We start from the raw sequence: 16270 nt of genomic DNA on the forward strand, positions 1-16270 counted from the left end.
TTTTGTCGGTGGTGCCCGCTAGCGTTCCGGTCGTGGATTTCACCGACTTCGAGAGCGTCCTCGAACTCCGGCGCTACACGCTCCACCCGGGGCGTCGTGACGAGCTGATCGCGTTGTTCGAGCGCGAGTTCGTCGAGCCCCAGGAAGAGGCGGGCGCGCACCTGTTCGGCCTGTTCCGCGTGCCGTCGTCCCCGGACGAGTTCCTGTGGCTGCGGGGGTTCTCGTCCCTGGCCGCTCGATTCGCCGCGCTTACCGCGTTCTACACCGGGCCGGTGTGGCGGCGTTTCCGGGCCGAGGCCAACGCGACGATGGTGGACTCGGACAACGTGCTGCTGCTGCGCCCGGTGCAACGCGGCCTGGCATCTCCCCCACCGGGCTCGGGGGTGCACCTGTCTTTCTCGGCGTCGCCCGGGGCGTTCGCGGTGTTCGAGACGGAGCCTTCGCCGAACAACTTCCCGCAGCTGCCGGTCCGCACGGACGGCCCGTTCACGGTGTCGTTCAGCCGGGTTCCGCCCGGCCTGGAACTGCAGCCGACTTCGCGGTCACTGCTCCGGTGAGAGCAGTCGCGTGAGCCCGTCGGGGTAGAGGATCTTGCGGCCGTCGCGGAAGTCCTCGACGTCGACCCACCGCGCGGTGGCGGGATCGTCGAGGATCTTCATCTCCTCTCTGGCGTAGAAGCCGGCATCGACGAACTCGGCGTGGTAGACGAAGGCAATCTCGTGGCCGGGCCGTCCACGCCAGGTGAAGACGTTCTCGAGCACACCGAGCCGTTCCCCGACCCTGATCTCGGCTTCGAGCTCTTCGCGGAACTCTCTTGCGAGGGCGTCTTCACTGCGCTCCCCGAACTCGACCCCGCCTCCGAGCGGCCGGTAGTAGGTCTCGCCTTTGACGTCGTCGCGCCCCTCGAAGACGAGGATCTGCTCACGCCGCCTGATCAGACCGAGCGCGATCGGCCGAATGCTGGACCCCATGGAAGTCACGCTATCGGCTTTCCGCGGTGAAGCTCCGCCTGCTCCCCCAGGAAATCCCTGATCGACAGCCTCAACGAGCCGGCATCCAGCCCGTGGGCCAGGTCGTGGTCCGCGATCCCCCCGTAAGTCCGCACCTCGACATCCCGCCGCACCCCCAGCGACTTCACCCGGTGCGGCACGTCTCCCAGCGCCTCGGAAACCCAGTAAGCCGAAGTCCCGGCCAAATAGGGCTCCACAAGCACAACAGACCCCGAAGCAGCCAGCGCAGCAGACCGCAACCCGGCAGCGTCGAAAGGCCGAACCGTGGACGCGTACAAAACCGTCACATCCAGCCCGGAAGTGGCCCGAAGCACCCGGTCCAGCACCGGCCCCACCGCCACCACGACCCCCGACGAACCGAACCGCAACCGCGTGAACCCCACCCCCAAGTGCGGCGAAGCGTTCGTCTGGGCCGACAACCGCAGATAGACCCGGCCGTCCCCCGGCACGGAATCCAGCAGCAACCGCCGGGCTTCGGCGGCGTGGCCCGGGACGTGCACCGTCCAGCCCGGCAGCGAATCGATCAGGGCCACATCGCCCGGTGACTGGTGCGTGCGCCCCGCGGTCGGCATGTCGTACGACGCGCCGTACGACACCAGCACCCCGCCCACGTCCTGGTGCGAGAAGTCGAGCTTGATCTGCTCGAACGCGCGCTCCACCAGGAACGACGAGAACGTGTGCACGATCGGCCGCAGTCCGGCCAGTGCCAGCCCCGCGCCCGCGCTGACCAGCAACTGCTCGCGGATCCCGACGTTCAGCACGCGGTCCGGGTGCCGCCGCGCGGCACCGGCCAGCTGGGCCGCCGAGATGTCCGCCAGGACGACCGCCACCTCCGGGTCGGCGTCCAGGATTTTCTCCGTCGTGGTCAGGAACGTTTCCCTCATGACGAAATCAGCCCTTCGGTTCGACGACGGCGATCACGGCCAGCGGACGGCCGGGATGCGCAGCGGTGAAAGCGCCGTACAACGCGGAATGGTCGCGGCCGGACACCGTGCGCGTCTCCCAGCCTTCGACGTCGAACCGCCGCGCGATCCCGCCCGGCCAGCCGCGCGTCGACGACTGGTTGTCGACCACCACCGTCGTGAGGTTTTCCAGGCCCGACCGCGCCGCGACGACGATCGCCTCGTGGTTCGAGCCCTCGTCCAGCTCCGCGTCGCCGATCAACGTCACCACCTTCGACCCGATGCCCCGGGCACGCAGGCCCAGCGCCGTCCCCAACGCGATCGGCAGGCCGTGGCCGAGCGAGCCGCTCGAGATCTCGACGCCCGGGATCCGGCGCCGGTCGGGGTGGTGTCCCAGCCGGGAAAGCGCGTTCGACCACGTCGGCAGCTCGGCTTCGTCAAGGAAGCCTTTCGCGGTGAGCACGGCGTAGTACGCCATCGGACCGTGCCCTTTGGACAGCAGGAACCGGTCGCGGCCGGGCTCCCGGTGGTTCGACGGCGTGATGTCGAGCACGCGGTCGTACAGCACCCACAAGACGTCCACAGTGGACTCCGCGGCGGCTTGGTGCTTGTCGTCGCCGGTCATGAGCGAGATCAGACGCGGCAGCTCGGCGTAACCCGGTTCGGTCGCAGTGGTCATGAACCGACCATGCAACCTCGACTAAACTCGAAGTCAAGGATAGCCTGAGCTGGTGACGAGGCTCGCTGAACATCTCAGCATCGGACAGGTGGCGGACCGCAGCGGGGTGCCGCACACGGCACTACGGTTCTACGAGGAGAAAGGGCTCATCAGCTCGGAGCGTTCGGCGGGCAACCAGCGCCGGTACCCGCGCTCGGTGCTGCGGCGGATCGCGTTCATCCGCGCCGCGCAGCGCGTCGGGCTCTCCCTGGAGGACATCAGCTCGGCGCTGGCGTCACTACCCGCCGACCACGCGCCGACGAAGGCCGACTGGGCCCGGCTGTCCCGCGACTGGCAGCACGAGCTCGACGCGCGGATCGACGCCCTGCAACGGCTTCGCGACCGGCTCACCGGCTGCGTCGGCTGCGGGTGCCTGTCACTGCGCAGTTGCGCGCTCTACAACAACGACGACGAGCTGGCGCGTTTCGGCCCGGGGGCGAGTAAACTGCGTCCGGCGGTCGAAGGCGGCATCTGAACCGCTTGCCCCCGGCGTACTTGTACCGCGTCAGTCCCGGAACTTGCCGCCCGCGAACCGTTCGAGCGCTCTCCTGACGACGTAAAGGAGTTCGGGACTCTCGGACGGCAGCTCGAGGACGACGTCCCAGCCGCCGTGCTTGCCGTATCGCACGGCGACGCAGCACCGGCCACGGCGCGCTTGGAGCGCAACGCTTTCCAGATCCGCCCACCGCACCCGGAAAGACCGGTCCCGCACGGCGATCCGCCGCCGATCGGCGATCGTCATGCCCGCCGGGTCGAGGATCAGCTCGTCCTTGCCGTCGGCGTGGGCGTCCCAGAAGCCGGCCAAGGCGAAGACGGCCAGCAGAACCAGCGGCAGCACGGCACCGAGCGACGCACCGCCGAGGTAGGCGACGGCGAGGAAGACGCCCAGCCAGACAACCCCGGTCAGCACGCCGACGGCCCGATGCCGGATCCGCGACGAGGGCGTGGTCAGCGGAACGACGGTGGGATCCCGTTCGGCCCCGACGGCCGCCACGGGCACCGGCCGCGGCCGCGCGGGCACGGCGAGGACGAGCGCGCCGGTGAGCGCCGAGACCCCGGTGACGAACGAGCCCGCACCGCCGAGCCACGACTGGTCGTGAAGGTCGGAACGCGAGAGGTCGATCGCCATGACCGCGCACGCCACCGCCGTCGCCCCGCCTGTCCACGCCCCGGTTCGCCGCATGGGGGCATGATCGCGTCGGCCGATGAAAAATCAGTGAAAGGCGACCCCGCGGCCACGATCACCACCGGGTGACGGCGTCGACGCTCGCTTCCGCACCGGACAACACGCGCACCGAGGCGGAAGCCCCAGCCCCGGCCCCGGCTTGGACTCGGACCTCGCGTGATCGGCGGGGCATCTCGCGTGACTGGAGAGGCATCACGCGTGTTCGGCCGGGCATCATGCGCAATCGGGCCGAGTCCGGCCCGCGCAAAAGCCAGAACTCGCGTGATCAGCGGAGCATCACCCGTGATCAGAGAGGCATCACGCGTGATTGAAGGGGCATCACGCGTGATTAGAGGGTCGACACGGCTGGGGTGCGGCGGCGGGGGCGGCCCAGCAGGCGGCGGCCCACGTCCAGCAGTTCCGTGCGGAGCTCGTCGTCGCCCAGGCCGGCCAGGTCCGGGGAGCCGCCGGCCATGGCGATGCCCGTCAACGTCACCATCGCGTTGACCCGGGCCGTCGGGTCCGGGGCCGGGCCCGCCAGGATGCCCAGCAGCGCGCGGCCGAAGCCCTCCATGCCGCCGTGCGCGGACTTCTCGATCGCGCGGACCAGGCCCGGATCGCTCGAAAACAGCGCCACCAGCGCGCGGTGCCGGATCACCAGGTCGACGAACCCCTCCAGCAGCAGGTCCACCTGCGTGCCGCGGCGCTTCTGCGCGGCCGCGCGCAGCACCAGTTCGTCCAGGTCCCGCACGCCGGGCTCGGCCACCGCCTCGGTGATCTCCGCCTTCGTCTTGAAGTGGTAGTAGACCGCCGCCTTCGTGACCCCGAGCGCGTCGGCGATCATCTGCAGCGACGTGCCCTCGACCCCGTGTTCGGTGAACAGGCGCAGCGCGGTCTGCAGCAGTCGGGTCCGGGTGTCCTCGGCCGGGCCGGCGGTCATTCTTCCTCCTCAGCGAGCCGTCGGAGCGTACGTCACTCCCTGTCGATCGGCAAACCGCTTACTTGCTGTTCGGCAAGTCACATACTTGCCGATCGGCTTGGAGTCACCCTTGCCGATCGGCTAGCTTGGGAAGGAACCAGATTGAGTGAACCGACCCCGTTCGGGCGAAACGGAGCTGACTCGTGGCGACCTTCCTGTACCGGCTCGGCCGGTTGTCCTTCCGACGGCGGGCGCTGGTCGCCGCCGTCTGGGCGGCCGTCCTCGTGGCGCTCGGGCTGGGCGCCCTGACGCTGTCCGGCCAGCTGTCGAACTCGGTGACCATCCCCGGCACCGAGTCCCAGCGGGCGATCGACCAGCTCACCGAGAAGTTCCCGCAGGCCAACGCGGGTGGCGCGACCGCCCGCGTCGTCATCGAGGCCCCGGCCGGGACCACGGTCACCGACGCCAAGGGCAAGGCCGCGGTCGAGGCGACGGTCGGGCAGCTGAAGACCGCGCCGAAGGTCGCCGCCGTCGTGGACCCGTTCCAGGCGCAGTCGATCTCGCCCGACAAGCGCGTCGCACTCGCCCAGGTCAGCTACGGCGCGAAGGCCTACGAACTCACCGACAGTGACCGCGAGGCCCTCCAGAACGCCGCCGACGCGGCCCGCGCGCAAGGGTTCACCGTCGAGTTCGGCGGCGACGCCGTCCAGGGTGTCCCGGAAACCGGCGCCACCGAGGGGCTGGGCGTCGCGGTCGCGGCCGTCGTGCTGATCATCACGTTCGGTTCGCTCGTCGCCGCCGGCATCCCGCTGCTCACGGCGTTGATCGGCGTCGGCACCGGGATGGGCGGCATCTTCCTCGCCTCCGGCTTCCTCGAGCTGAACTCGAACACGCCGATCCTGGCGCTGATGATCGGGCTCGCCGTCGGCATCGACTACGCGCTGTTCATCGTGTCGCGCTACCGGCACGAGCTCAGCATCGGCCGCGACCCCGAGGAAGCCGCCGGGCGCGCCGCGGGCACCGCCGGTTCGGCCGTCGTGTTCGCCGGGCTCACCGTCATCATCGCGCTGGCCGGCCTGACCGTCGTCGGCATCCCGTTCCTCGGGCAGATGGGCGTCGCCGCCGCGGTGACCGTCGCGATCGCCGTGCTCATCGCCCTGACGCTGCTGCCCGCCATCCTCGGCTTCGCCGGCCGCCGGGTCGCCGGTGGCCGCGTCCGGCTGCGCCGCAAGCCGGCCGAAACGACGCACGGCGAGCGCTGGGCGCGGTTCGTCGGCCGCCACCGCATCCCGGTGCTGCTCGTCGCGCTGGCCGGGATGGCCGTCGTCGCGCTGCCCGCGCTCGGCATGCAGCTCGGCCTGCCCAACGACAGCACCGCCGCGCCGGAGTCGACGCAGCACAAGGCGTACGAGATCGCCAGCCGCAGCTTCGGCGAGGGCTCGAACGGGCCGCTGCTGGTCGTCGTCGACGCCGGCGCGAGCACCAACCGCCAGGTCGCGCTGGGCCAGGCCGCGTCGAACATCGCGAAGCTGCCCGATGTCGCCGCGGTGACGCCGCCCCGCACCAACCAGGCGGGTGACACGGCCTTGCTGACGGTGATCCCCAAGAGCGGCCCGAGCAGCACCCAGACCGAGGACCTGGTGGCCGCGATCCGCGCCCAGTCGGGGGTGCTCGAGAACGCGACCGGCGCCAAGCTGGCCGTCACCGGGCAGACGGCGGCGAACATCGACGTCTCGGCGAAGCTGTCCGACGCGATGCTGCCCTACCTCGCGCTGATCGTCGGGCTCGCGTTCGTGCTGCTGATGCTGGTGTTCCGCTCGGTCGTGGTGCCGCTGAAGGCGACGATCGGCTTCCTCGGCTCCGTCGCGGCGACGTTCGGCGCGGTGGTCGCGGTGTTCCAGTGGGGCTGGCTGACCGGCCTGCTCGGCGTCGAGTCGACCGGGCCGATCATGAGCATGCTGCCGATCCTGCTGATCGGCGTGCTGTTCGGGCTGGCGATGGACTACCAGGTGTTCCTGGTGACGCGGATGCGCGAGGAGCACGTCCACGGCGCCGACCCGCAGGAAGCCGTGGTCACCGGCTTCCGCCACGGCGCACGCGTGGTCGTCGCGGCGGCGCTGATCATGATCAGCGTGTTCGCCGGGTTCGTGCTCGCCGAATCGGCGCTGATCCAGTCGATCGGCTTCGCGCTGGCGTTCGGCGTGCTGGTGGACGCGTTCGTGGTCCGCATGACGCTGGTGCCGGCGGTGATGTCGCTGCTCGGCCGCGGCGCGTGGTGGCTGCCGAAGTGGCTCGACCGCATCCTGCCGGACGTCGACGTCGAGGGCGAGAAGCTCACCAAGCACCTCGACGAACCCGGGGAGCGGGAACTGGTCGGCGCGAGCCGGTAGCGAACCCGGAGAATGCCCCCTCACCCGAGGGGGCATTCTTCACGTCAGCTGGAGAACCAGAAGATCGCGCCGCCGATGGCCAGCAGGGCCGCGACGGCGAGCACCCCCGCCATGAACTTGGCCGTCCTCCACGTCGAATAGACGCCGCCCAGCAGGAAGCCGCCCAGGGCGAGCAGGAGGACGCCGATGACTCCGTTGCTCACAGAACGCCCTTCGTGGAAGGGATTCCGCCCGCGCGCGGGTCCGGCTCGGTCGCCGCCCGGAGGGCCCGGGCCACGGCCTTGTACTGCGCCTCCGCGATGTGGTGCGGGTCGCGGCCGTGGATCACGCGCACGTGCAGCGCGATCTGCGCGTGGAACGACAGCGAGTCGAAGACGTGCCGCGTGAGCACGAACGGGTAGTTGTTGCCGATCGTGAAGGTGGTGAACTGCTCGGGCTCGCCCACGTGCACGCAGTACGGCCGGCCCGAGACGTCGATCGCCGCGTGGGCCAGGGTTTCGTCCATCGGGATCCACGCGTCGCCGAAGCGGCGGATGCCGCTCTTGTCGCCCAGGGCCTGGCGGACCGCCTGGCCGAGCACGATCGCCGTGTCCTCGACCGTGTGGTGCGCGTCGATGTGGACGTCGCCGGTCGCCTCGACCTTGAGGTCCAGGGAACCGTGCACGCCGAACGCCGTCAGCATGTGGTCGTAGAACGGCACGCCGGTCGAGATCTCGACCTCGCCGGTGCCGTCGAGGTCCAGCTGGACGAAGATCGAGGACTCCTTGGTGGTCCGTTCGACCTTGCCGATGCGGGTCATCGGGAAACTTCCTTACTCGCCTCGAGGAAGGCGTCGTTCTCTTCCGGGGTGCCGATGCTGACGCGCAGGTGCCCTTCGATGCCGGGCTCGCGGATCAGCACCCCCTTGTCCAAGTAGGACTGCCAAGCGGCGTGCGGGTCGCTGAACCGTCCGAAGAGGACGAAGTTCGAGTCGCTCGGCACCGGGTCGTACCCCAGGCCCGCCAGCGCTTCCACGACGCGGTCGCGTTCCGCGGCCAGCTTGTGCACGCTGTCCAAAGTGGCGTCGGCGTGCCGCAGTGCCGCCCGCGCGGCCGCCTGCGTGAGCCGCGAAAGGTGGTACGGCAGCCGCACCAGCTGCAGCGCGTCGACCACCGCGGGCGCCGCCGCGAGGTAGCCGAGCCGGCCGCCCGCGAAGGCGAACGCCTTGCTCATCGTGCGCGACACGATCAGCCGCGCCGGGTAGTCCTCGAGCAGGTGCACCGCGCTCTGCTGCGACGAAAACTCCGCGTACGCCTCGTCGACGACCACGATCCCGGTGGCCGCGTCCAGGACGGCCCGCAGCTCGGACAGCGGGATCGAGCCGCCGGTCGGGTTGTTCGGGCTCGTGACGAACACGATGTCCGGCCGCTTTTCCGTGATGACCGCGGCCGCCGCGGCCGTGTCGAGCGTGAAGTCGTCGCGGCGCGGCGCCGGGACCCACTCGGTGCGGGTGCCGGACGCGATGATCGGGTGCATCGAGTACGACGGCTCGAAGCCGAGCGCGCTGCGCCCGGGCCCGCCGAAGGCCTGCAGGATCTGCTGCAGCACCTCGTTGGACCCGTTGGCGGCCCAGACGTTCGCCTCGGTGAGCACCACCCGCGTCGACACGCTCAGGTAGTCGGCCAGGTCGTGGCGCAGCTCGAGGGCGTCGCGGTCCGGGTAGCGGTGCAGCTCGGCGGCTTCCGCGCGGACGGCCTCCGCGACGTCCGCGACCAGCTCAGGCGGCGGCGGGTACGGGTTTTCGTTGGTGTTGAGCCGGACCGGGACGGCCAGCTGCGGCGCGCCGTACGGCGTCTTGCCGCGCAGGTCCTCGCGCAGCGGCAGCTGGTCCAGGGTGACTTCTTCGCCGATCATCGGACCGAACCCCCGAAGCGCGCGGTGACGGCTTCGCCGTGCGCGGGCAGGTCCTCGGCGTCGGCCAGCGCGACGACGCGGCCGGCGACCTCCCGCAGCGCGTCCTCGGAGTAGTCCACGACGTGGATGCCCTTGAGGAAGCTCTGCACGGACAGGCCCGAGGAGTGGCGGGCGAACCCGCCGGTGGGCAGGACGTGGTTGGACCCGGCGCAGTAGTCGCCGAGCGACACCGGGGCGTACGCGCCGACGAAGATCGCGCCGGCGTTGCGGACCCGGGCGGCGACCGCGCGCGCGTCCGCCGTCTGGATCTCCAGGTGCTCGGCGGCGTAGGCGTCGACGACGCGCAGGCCGTCGTCCACTGTGGACACCAGGATGATCCCTGACTGCTTACCCGCCAAAGCTTCCGCGACCCGCGAACTGTGCTTCGTCGCGGCGACCCGGTTCACCAGCTCCTCGTCGACGGCGTCGGCCAGCTCGACCGACGTCGTCACCAGCACGCTCGCGGCCAGCGGGTCGTGTTCGGCCTGGCTGATCAGGTCGGCGGCGACGTGCACCGGGTCGGCCGTCTCGTCGGCGAGGATGGCGATCTCGGTGGGCCCGGCTTCGGCGTCGATCCCGATCAGGCCGCGCAGGAGCCGCTTGGCCGCGGTCAGGTAGATGTTGCCCGGCCCGGTGACGACGTCGACCGGGGCGAGCTCGGTGCCGTCGGTGTCCGTGCCGCCGTAGGCCAGCAGCGCGACGGCCTGCGCGCCGCCGACCGCCCACACCTCGTCGACGCCGAGCAGTTCGGCCGCGGCGAGGATGGTCGGGTGCGGCAGCCCGGCGAACCCGGCCTGCGGCGGCGAGCAGACGACCAGCGAGCCGACGCCGGCGATCTGCGCCGGGACCACGTTCATCACCACGGTCGAGGGGTACACGGCCAGCCCGCCCGGCGCGTACAGCCCGACGCGCTCGACCGGCACCCACTTCTCGGTGACCGTGCCGCCGTCGACGACCGTGGTCGTGACGTCGGTGCGGCGCTGCTCGGCGTGCACCTTGCGGGCGCGGGTGATCGACTCCTCCAGTGCGGCGCGCACCTGCGGGTCGAGCTGCGCGAGCGCCTGCGTCAGCCGCTCCCGCGGCACCCGCACGGACACCGGGCGGACCTTGTCGAACTGCTCGGTGTACTCGAGGACGGCTTCGACACCGCGGTCACGGACCGCCTCGACCACCGGGCGCACGTGATGCAGCGCCGCGTCCACGTCGTATTCGGCGCGGGGCAGCGTGGCGCGCAGTTCGGCGGCGGTCGGGACCTGCCCGCGCAGGTCGGTGCGGTTCAACATGCCCCCCAGGGTACGAGGTCACGCTCGAGCGCCCGTCGGCGATACTCCTTGGTGCGGCGGAACGACGGCCGATCCCAGCATGCAGGAGGCAGCGGTGACGCGAATCGCGTTGTGCCAGGTCAACTCGGGTGACGAACCGGAGGCGAACCTGAAGCTGGTGCGCGCCGGGGTGGAAGCCGCGGCGGCCGGCGGTGCGCGGATCGTCGTCTTCCCCGAAGCGGCCATGGCGCGGTTCGGGCGGCCGCTGGCGCCGGTCGCCGAGCCGCTCGACGGGCCGTGGGCCTCGGCGGTGGCCGCGCTGGCCGCCGAGCACGACGTCGTGGTCGTCGCCGGGATGTTCACCCCGGCGGACGGCGGCCGGGTGCACAACACGCTGCTCGTCACCGGCGGCGGGCACCACCGCGGCTACGACAAGATCCACCTCTACGACGCGTTCGGCTTCGCGGAGTCGGACACGGTCGCGCCCGGCGCCGCGGTGACCACGTTCGAGCTGGACAGCGTCGTCTACGGCGTCGCGACCTGCTACGACGTCCGGTTCCCGGAGCTGTTCCGCGCGCTGGCCGACGACGGCGCCGACGTCGTGCTGCTGCCGGCGTCGTGGGGCGCGGGCGAGGGCAAGCGCGAGCAGTGGGAGGTCCTGGTGCGGGCGCGGGCCCTGGACTCGGGCTGCTGGGTGCTGGCCTGCGGCCAGGCCGACCCGGCGGCGACCGGGATTTCGGTCAACCCGAAGGCGCCGACCGGGATCGGGTATTCGCTGGCCGCGGACGGCTTCGGCCGGGTGCACGCCGCCGCGGGCGCGGGCCCGGAGACGCTCCTGGTGGACGTCGACCCGGCGGTACCGGCCAAGGCCCGCACGGCGACGGGTGCCCTGGCCAACCGCCGCCTCCAGCGGCACAGCTAGCGGAGCAGGCCTTCGCGGATCGCGACGCGGACGAAGCCCGCGCGGCGGCGCTCGCCCGTCTTGTCGCGGATGCGGTCCAGGTACGAGCGGACCGTCCGGACGCTGATGTTGAGGATCTCCGCCACGTCGACGTCGCGCTCCCCCGCCGCCACCAGGCGGAGGACCTGCTTCTCGCGCTCCGACAGCACGATCTTCGGCCCCGCGTGGCGCTCTTCGCTGTCCTGGATGATCATCCCGGCCAGGGTCGGCGACACGTACGCGTTGTCGTCGGCGATCGTGCGGATCGCGCGCAGGAGCTCGTCGCCGTCGACGTCCTTGGACAGGAACCCCTTCGCGCCCGCCTGCATCGCCCCCAGGACCTCCGGCTGTTCCGCGTGCGCGGACACCACCAGCACCTTGTGCCCCATGTGCCCCACTTCCAGGACCGCGGCCGCGTCCTGGACCCCGCGGAGCTTGAGGTCGAGGACCACGACGCTGCCCGCCGGCTGGTCCTGGACCGCGAACCGGGCCACCGAGTCGGCGACCGCGCCGAGCTCGATGTCCGGGGCCTCGGTGAGCACGCGGGTGAGCGCGTACCGGTAGAGCGGGTGGTCCTCGATGACCCCGACGGTGATCCGGCGCGGCGCCGGGGCGTCGGCCGCGGGTTCGCTCATTTGCGGCCGCGCTTGGGACCCGCGCCGCCGATCAGGCCGCGCCGGATGGCTTCCTTGACCAGGCCCGGGCGCCGCCGTTCGCCCGTCTTGTCGCGGATGCGGTCGAGGTAGCCCCGCACGGTCCGGACGCCGATGCCGAGGATCAGCGCGATGTCGACGTCGCGCTCCCCCGCCGCCACCAGCCGCAGCACCTGCTCCTCGCGCGGCGACAGCTCGACGTCCGCCGAGACCGCCGGCCGGTCCGCGTTGTCCTTCATGATCATCCCGGCCACCACCGCCGAGACGTACGCGCCGCCGTCGGCGACGGTCTTGATCGCGATCAGCAGCTCGTCCGCGTCGACGTCCTTCGAGAGGAAGCCCCGCGCCCCGGCCGCGATCGCGCCCAGCACGACCTCGGGTTCCGCCTGCGCGGAGACCACGAGCACGTGGTGCCCGAGCTCGCAGACCTCCAGCACCGCCGCCGCCCCCGCGACGCCCGGCAGCCCCAGGTCGAGCAGGACCACGCTGCCCGGCGGCTGCCGGTGGACGTGGAACCGCGCCACCGAGTCGACCACCGCGCCGAGCTCCACGAAGTCCGCTTCGGCCAGCACGCGCTGGACCGAGACGCGGTACAGCGGGTGGTCTTCGATGACCGCCACCCGGACGCGACCCGGTTCTCGTTCGTCTTCGGTCGAGCGCTCTTGTGTCATGTGCACGACTTTCACCCCGTTCCACCCGACGGGGCCGGCCGCCCGGCCGAGGCCGGGTCCAGCGCGGGGCCCGTCGGCACCAATGCCAGCAAACTACCTGCGACCGGTGACTTCGCCACGCTTCCGTAGCCGAGCGACGCGAGTGCCTGCGCGTTGACCACCGGGTACTTCCGGCCTGTGTCGGTCACCAGGTAGGTGGTGGCCGAACCGGATTCGACGACGACGGCGCCTCCCGACGGAGGCACGTACACCTCGTCCGCCACCCTTGCTTCGGTCCTCGTGGTGACCTGGATTGCCTTGGCCCCAGGGGAAAGCGGGAATTCGGCCGAAACGAGCAACCGGCTGCCCTGGATGCACAACGCGACCGAGCCGCCGGTGATCGGCGCCTTGCCCGGGATGCGGTCGGGGAAGGCGGCCGGATCGGCGCCGCCCGCGCGGGGCGCGGCGACCTTCGCCACGGCGGCGACGTCGGCCGCGCGGACCTCGACCGGCGCCGGCGTCCCGGAATACGCGACCGCGTTGGCTTCCGTCGTCACCAGCAGGCTCGCTTCGGTCTGGCCGACCGGCTCGAGGCCGTCGCGGCGGACGAGGTAGTACGACGTCGCGGCGCCGGGCGCGGCCATCGCGTCCACGACGGCGAGGACTTCGCCGACGCGGGTGGCCCGCCCGCCCACCGCGGGCCCGCGGTCGCCCGCGCCGTCGACCGGCAACGCCGTGAGGTCACGTCCGGCCGGGACGGTGTCGATCCACCGCGCGGACACCGCGATCGTCGGGTAGCTGTCGAACTGCAGCGCGGTCGCGGCCGCGTCGGAGAGCTTGTAGCGCCGCCCGCCGGTGAGCAGGAAGCGCTCGCCCGCGGGCAGCCGGACGATGACGCCCTGGTCGCGCGGCAGCTCGACGCCGGACGCCGGGGCGGCGAGCAGGACGGCGGTGCGGGGCTCGGCCGACGCGGGCGCGTCCTGGGTGGACCGGCTGCAGCTCGTCCACGGCGTGGTGACCAGCGCACTCGGCGCGGGCACCGAGTCGGGTGCGCCCGGAATGCCGATCTGGGCACCGCGCCCGGCACTGCCGAGCTTCTCCGAGGAGACGGACACCGTCGCGTCGCCGTTGCCGCCGGCCAGCAGCCGCGCGGAGGCGTAGTTGAGCACGGGGTGCAGGACGCCGTCCGCGCCGAGCACGAACCGCGCGCCCGTGCCCTCTTCGACGATCACCTTGCCACCGGCCAGCCAGTCCTTGCCGCCGGAGGGGTTCAGCAGGCCGATGATGCCGAAGACGGCGGTGACGAGCAGGGCGGCCACGAGCCCCAGCACGGTGCCGAGCACGAGCCGGCGGCTGGGCGAGACGGGGTGGTTGGCGTCGGCCGCGACGAGTGCGGAAACGAGCCTGCGCCGGAGGAACTGGTACGCCTGGATCTGGTCCCGCTGCGTCCACACGCTGCTTAGCCCCCGGCTGTGTGCGTCGTCCTCCCGAGTGCCCGATGCTAAGCCGCGGGTGCGGGGGCGGCGAGGGTAATTTTTACGCCCACGCGGTATCCGGCCAGGCAGTAGCGTCGCAGACCCGGGGAAAGGGGAGCCCGTGTCCGTCGAAACCGCCGGCGCCGTCCGCCGGGCACCGTCCCGGCGCTCGCACGCGCCGCTGCCCTGGCTGCTGCCGATCCGGCCGCTGCAGGCCGCGGTGTGGGAGGTCGCCGCGATCGCCGTGGTGCTCGCGTGGCTGGTCGGCACCGTCACGCAGCCCGTGCGCATCGGCGTCACCGCCGCCGCCGGGGTGCTCGTGCTGCTGACGTCCGTGCGGATCGCCGGGCGGCACCTCGCCGGGTGGGCGCTGACCTGGACGGCCTACCGGCTGCGCCGCCACGACACCCGCCGCGACAGCCCGGACCCCCTGCACCACCTGGCCGGGCCGGTGAAGGTGCGCCAGCACGTCGACCGCGCGGGCAACCGCTTCGGCGTCGCCGAGGTCGACGGCGGGTGGAGCGCGATCGTCCGGCTGACCGCCGGCCCGGGCGCGCCGGGACCGGCCGCGCTGGTCGAGATCCTGCGCGAGGCCTACCGGCGCACCGACATCCCGCTGGCTTCGGCGCAGCTGCTGACGTGGGCGATCCCGCGCGGCGAGCAGGTGCTGCGGGTGCGGTGGCTGACCGTGCGCTACCGCCCGGACCTCGCCCCGATCGCGGCGCTGGCCCGCGGCGGCGGCGACCTCGGCGCGCTGCGCAGCACGGCGTCGGCGGCGTTGAGCCTGATGGGTTCGCTCGCCGAGGCGGGCTACCAGAGCACCGTGCTGGAGGCCGGGGAACTCGCGAAGGAGCTGCGGGTCGCGCTGGGCGTCCAGGGTGCTCCGGACGGCGCTCCCGACCGCTGGCGGTCCTGGCACTGGGGCGACGCGCCGCAGATGTGCTTCGCCCCGCGTTCGGCGCGGGCGCTGGACTTCGCGGTGCCGGGCGCGGCGTTCACGGCGACGTCGTACACGCTGACCCGGACGCCGGGCGGGCGCGAGAAGGACGAGGTGACGATCCGGGTCGGCGCTCGCCCCGGCGCTCCCGTTCCCCCGCCGGGCATCCCGGTGGTCCCGTTGCACGGACGCCACGGCGACGCCGTCCGCCGGACCCTCCCCCTCGCCCTCGACGCCTAAGCCGTGACGCCGTCGTAGGCGGCCATCACGACTTCCAGGCCGCGCGCGTACCCGTCGGCCCAGAGCACCTGGTTCATCACGTACGCGACCGCCAGCCGGTGCTCGACGTCGACGAACACGACCGAGCCACCCCAGCCGCCCCACGAGAACGTCCGGCCCTCCAGCCGGTAGCCCAGTCCCCAGCGCATCGGCATGCCGAGCACGCGGTCGACGCCGTCGGACTGCACCTCGAAGACGCGCTCGCAGCCGGCCTCCGACAGGAGCCGGACGCCACCCGCGGTTCCCCCGCAGGCCAAGGCCGACTGCACGGCGGCGACCGAGCGAGCGTGGCCGAACCCGTTGATGGCGGGCAGTTCCGCGCGCCGCCAGGCTTCGGTGTGCGAGTCCGCCACCCCGATCAGGAAGCCCGGCGGCCGGTCGCCTTCGGGCGCGGGGATCAGCTGCGCGACGCGGTGGTCGTGCTCGGCGGCCAGCCCGATGTGGAAGTCGGCGCCGGCCGGCCCGGCGATCTCCTCGGCGAAGAACGTGCCGAGGCTGCGCCCGGTGACGCGGCGCACGACTTCGCCGACGAGGAACCCGAAGGTGATCGAGTGGTAGCCGCCCGCGGTGCCCGGCTCCCAGCTCGGGGCCTGCGCGGCCAGCCGGGCCGTCACGGCGGGCCAGTCGAAGAGGTCTTCGACGGCGATCGGGCCGGCGAAGTCCGGCAGGCCCGCGGTGTGCCCGAGCAGGTGCCGGACCAGCACGCCGTCCTTGCCCGCGGCCGCGAACTCGGGCCAGTAGCGGGAAACCGGCGCGTCGAGGTCCAGGTCGCCGCGGTCGGCGAGGACCAGCGCGCACAGCGCGGTCATCGTCTTGGTCGTCGACCAGACGTTGGTGATCGTGTCGCGGTCCCAGGGCACGGTGCGGGCCGCGTCGCGGTGGCCGCCCCAGAGGTCCACCACGGGTTCGCCGTCCTGGAAGACGGCCACGCTCGCGCCCACGTCGACGGCGTCCAGCGACGCCGCCAGCACGTCCGCCACCTTGCCGAACCGGTCGTCGCACGTACCGGAAAGGTTTGCCACGGCGAAGAGTGAACTC

The 16270-nt window shown here is 72.1% G+C and carries 18 protein-coding genes; 5 read left to right on the top strand and 13 right to left on the bottom strand.

The features are described 5' to 3' along the window. Window positions 1-32 precede the first annotated feature (32 nt). Window positions 33-557 carry an NIPSNAP family protein gene (locus ACYVLJ_RS15495; protein ID WP_460439088.1) on the top strand — a complete coding sequence of 175 codons (525 nt, stop codon included), beginning with the start codon at window positions 33-35 and terminating at the stop codon, window positions 555-557. Here ACYVLJ_RS15495 and ACYVLJ_RS15500 read toward each other — a convergent pair. Genes ACYVLJ_RS15500 through ACYVLJ_RS15510 form a run of 3 tightly spaced genes read right to left on the bottom strand, consistent with a single transcriptional unit; the run spans window position 543 to window position 2591 of the window. Further along, window positions 543-971, bottom strand: coding sequence for an NUDIX hydrolase (locus tag ACYVLJ_RS15500; protein ID WP_460439089.1), 429 nt, complete (start codon window positions 969-971; stop codon window positions 543-545). The two genes, ACYVLJ_RS15495 and ACYVLJ_RS15500, sit on opposite strands and share 15 nt — an antisense overlap. Window positions 972-976: 5 nt before the next feature. Beyond that, entirely contained in the window at window positions 977-1894 is a 918-nt protein-coding gene (locus ACYVLJ_RS15505) for a transketolase family protein (RefSeq protein WP_460439090.1), read from the bottom strand. 7 nt (window positions 1895-1901) lie between these two features. Beyond that, window positions 1902-2591, bottom strand: a complete 690-nt coding sequence (locus tag ACYVLJ_RS15510) for a thiamine pyrophosphate-dependent enzyme (RefSeq protein WP_451974083.1) — start codon at window positions 2589-2591, stop codon at window positions 1902-1904. 52 nt (window positions 2592-2643) lie between these two features. Between ACYVLJ_RS15510 and soxR the strand changes: the two genes are divergently transcribed. Further along, on the top strand, window positions 2644-3105 hold the full coding sequence (gene soxR, locus ACYVLJ_RS15515; protein WP_284740995.1) for a redox-sensitive transcriptional activator SoxR: 462 nt from the start codon (window positions 2644-2646) through the stop codon (window positions 3103-3105). Between the two features lie 30 nt (window positions 3106-3135). On the opposite strand, the gene ACYVLJ_RS15520 is transcribed toward soxR, so the two are convergent. Together ACYVLJ_RS15520 and ACYVLJ_RS15525 are read right to left on the bottom strand one after the other, a co-directional pair. Further along, the gene (locus ACYVLJ_RS15520; protein ID WP_460439091.1) at window positions 3136-3813 is read right to left on the bottom strand and encodes a hypothetical protein; all 678 of its coding nucleotides are present in this window, start codon (window positions 3811-3813) and stop codon (window positions 3136-3138) included. Window positions 3814-4144: 331 nt separating this feature from the next. Next, window positions 4145-4735, bottom strand: a complete 591-nt coding sequence (locus tag ACYVLJ_RS15525) for a TetR/AcrR family transcriptional regulator (protein ID WP_460439092.1) — start codon at window positions 4733-4735, stop codon at window positions 4145-4147. A gap of 182 nt (window positions 4736-4917) precedes the next feature. On the opposite strand from ACYVLJ_RS15525, the gene ACYVLJ_RS15530 reads away from it, so the two are divergent. Beyond that, entirely contained in the window at window positions 4918-7104 is a 2187-nt protein-coding gene (locus ACYVLJ_RS15530) for an MMPL family transporter (RefSeq protein ID WP_460439093.1), read from the top strand. Between the two features lie 44 nt (window positions 7105-7148). On the opposite strand, the gene ACYVLJ_RS15535 is transcribed toward ACYVLJ_RS15530, so the two are convergent. The 4 genes from ACYVLJ_RS15535 to hisD are packed head-to-tail and all read right to left on the bottom strand — an operon-like array spanning window position 7149 to window position 10319. After that, window positions 7149-7307 carry a hypothetical protein gene (locus ACYVLJ_RS15535; protein ID WP_460439094.1) on the bottom strand — a complete coding sequence of 53 codons (159 nt, stop codon included), beginning with the start codon at window positions 7305-7307 and terminating at the stop codon, window positions 7149-7151. After that, on the bottom strand, window positions 7304-7903 hold the full coding sequence (gene hisB, locus ACYVLJ_RS15540) for an imidazoleglycerol-phosphate dehydratase HisB (RefSeq protein ID WP_451974093.1): 600 nt from the start codon (window positions 7901-7903) through the stop codon (window positions 7304-7306). Before hisB ends, ACYVLJ_RS15535 begins: the two co-directional genes overlap by 4 nt. After that, complete coding sequence (locus ACYVLJ_RS15545) at window positions 7900-8997, bottom strand: histidinol-phosphate transaminase (protein WP_460439095.1); 1098 nt, start codon at window positions 8995-8997, stop codon at window positions 7900-7902. The genes hisB and ACYVLJ_RS15545 overlap by 4 nt, the downstream gene beginning before the upstream one ends. After that, entirely contained in the window at window positions 8994-10319 is a 1326-nt protein-coding gene (hisD, locus tag ACYVLJ_RS15550) for a histidinol dehydrogenase (RefSeq protein ID WP_460439096.1), read from the bottom strand. Before hisD ends, ACYVLJ_RS15545 begins: the two co-directional genes overlap by 4 nt. 94 nt (window positions 10320-10413) lie before the next feature. On the opposite strand from hisD, the gene ACYVLJ_RS15555 reads away from it, so the two are divergent. Next, on the top strand, window positions 10414-11220 hold the full coding sequence (locus ACYVLJ_RS15555; protein WP_460439097.1) for a carbon-nitrogen hydrolase family protein: 807 nt from the start codon (window positions 10414-10416) through the stop codon (window positions 11218-11220). Here ACYVLJ_RS15555 and ACYVLJ_RS15560 read toward each other — a convergent pair. Genes ACYVLJ_RS15560 through eccB form a run of 3 tightly spaced genes read right to left on the bottom strand, consistent with a single transcriptional unit; the run spans window position 11217 to window position 13995 of the window. Then, window positions 11217-11873, bottom strand: a complete 657-nt coding sequence (locus ACYVLJ_RS15560) for a response regulator (RefSeq protein WP_451974101.1) — start codon at window positions 11871-11873, stop codon at window positions 11217-11219. The two genes, ACYVLJ_RS15555 and ACYVLJ_RS15560, sit on opposite strands and share 4 nt — an antisense overlap. Next, the gene (locus ACYVLJ_RS15565; RefSeq protein WP_451974103.1) at window positions 11870-12562 is read right to left on the bottom strand and encodes a response regulator; all 693 of its coding nucleotides are present in this window, start codon (window positions 12560-12562) and stop codon (window positions 11870-11872) included. Before ACYVLJ_RS15565 ends, ACYVLJ_RS15560 begins: the two co-directional genes overlap by 4 nt. Before the next feature lie 11 nt (window positions 12563-12573). Then, window positions 12574-13995: a type VII secretion protein EccB gene (eccB, locus tag ACYVLJ_RS15570; RefSeq protein ID WP_451974105.1), complete on the bottom strand. Its 1422-nt coding sequence runs from the start codon at window positions 13993-13995 to the stop codon at window positions 12574-12576. 142 nt (window positions 13996-14137) lie between these two features. Between eccB and ACYVLJ_RS15575 the strand changes: the two genes are divergently transcribed. Beyond that, window positions 14138-15193, top strand: coding sequence for a type VII secretion protein EccE (locus tag ACYVLJ_RS15575; RefSeq protein WP_460439098.1), 1056 nt, complete (start codon window positions 14138-14140; stop codon window positions 15191-15193). Here ACYVLJ_RS15575 and ACYVLJ_RS15580 read toward each other — a convergent pair. Further along, on the bottom strand, window positions 15190-16254 hold the full coding sequence (locus ACYVLJ_RS15580; RefSeq protein ID WP_460439099.1) for a serine hydrolase domain-containing protein: 1065 nt from the start codon (window positions 16252-16254) through the stop codon (window positions 15190-15192). The genes ACYVLJ_RS15575 and ACYVLJ_RS15580 overlap by 4 nt on opposite strands. Between the last annotated feature and the right edge of the window lie 16 nt (window positions 16255-16270).

It is taken from the genome of Amycolatopsis stemonae (assembly GCF_054781455.1).

Excerpts from the sequence above, each read along its gene's own strand:
- ACYVLJ_RS15500 (WP_460439089.1), bottom strand. The coding sequence starts at position 971 with ATGGGGTCCAGCATTCGGCCGATCGCGCTCGGTCTGATCAGGCGGCGT.
- ACYVLJ_RS15505 (WP_460439090.1), bottom strand. The coding sequence starts at position 1,894 with ATGAGGGAAACGTTCCTGACCACGACGGAGAAAATCCTGGACGCCGAC.
- ACYVLJ_RS15510 (WP_451974083.1), bottom strand. The coding sequence starts at position 2,591 with ATGACCACTGCGACCGAACCGGGTTACGCCGAGCTGCCGCGTCTGATC.
- ACYVLJ_RS15520 (WP_460439091.1), bottom strand. The coding sequence starts at position 3,813 with ATGCGGCGAACCGGGGCGTGGACAGGCGGGGCGACGGCGGTGGCGTGC.
- ACYVLJ_RS15525 (WP_460439092.1), bottom strand. The coding sequence starts at position 4,735 with ATGACCGCCGGCCCGGCCGAGGACACCCGGACCCGACTGCTGCAGACC.
- hisB (WP_451974093.1), bottom strand. The coding sequence starts at position 7,903 with ATGACCCGCATCGGCAAGGTCGAACGGACCACCAAGGAGTCCTCGATC.
- ACYVLJ_RS15545 (WP_460439095.1), bottom strand. The coding sequence starts at position 8,997 with ATGATCGGCGAAGAAGTCACCCTGGACCAGCTGCCGCTGCGCGAGGAC.
- hisD (WP_460439096.1), bottom strand. The coding sequence starts at position 10,319 with ATGTTGAACCGCACCGACCTGCGCGGGCAGGTCCCGACCGCCGCCGAA.
- ACYVLJ_RS15560 (WP_451974101.1), bottom strand. The coding sequence starts at position 11,873 with ATGAGCGAACCCGCGGCCGACGCCCCGGCGCCGCGCCGGATCACCGTC.
- ACYVLJ_RS15565 (WP_451974103.1), bottom strand. The coding sequence starts at position 12,562 with ATGACACAAGAGCGCTCGACCGAAGACGAACGAGAACCGGGTCGCGTC.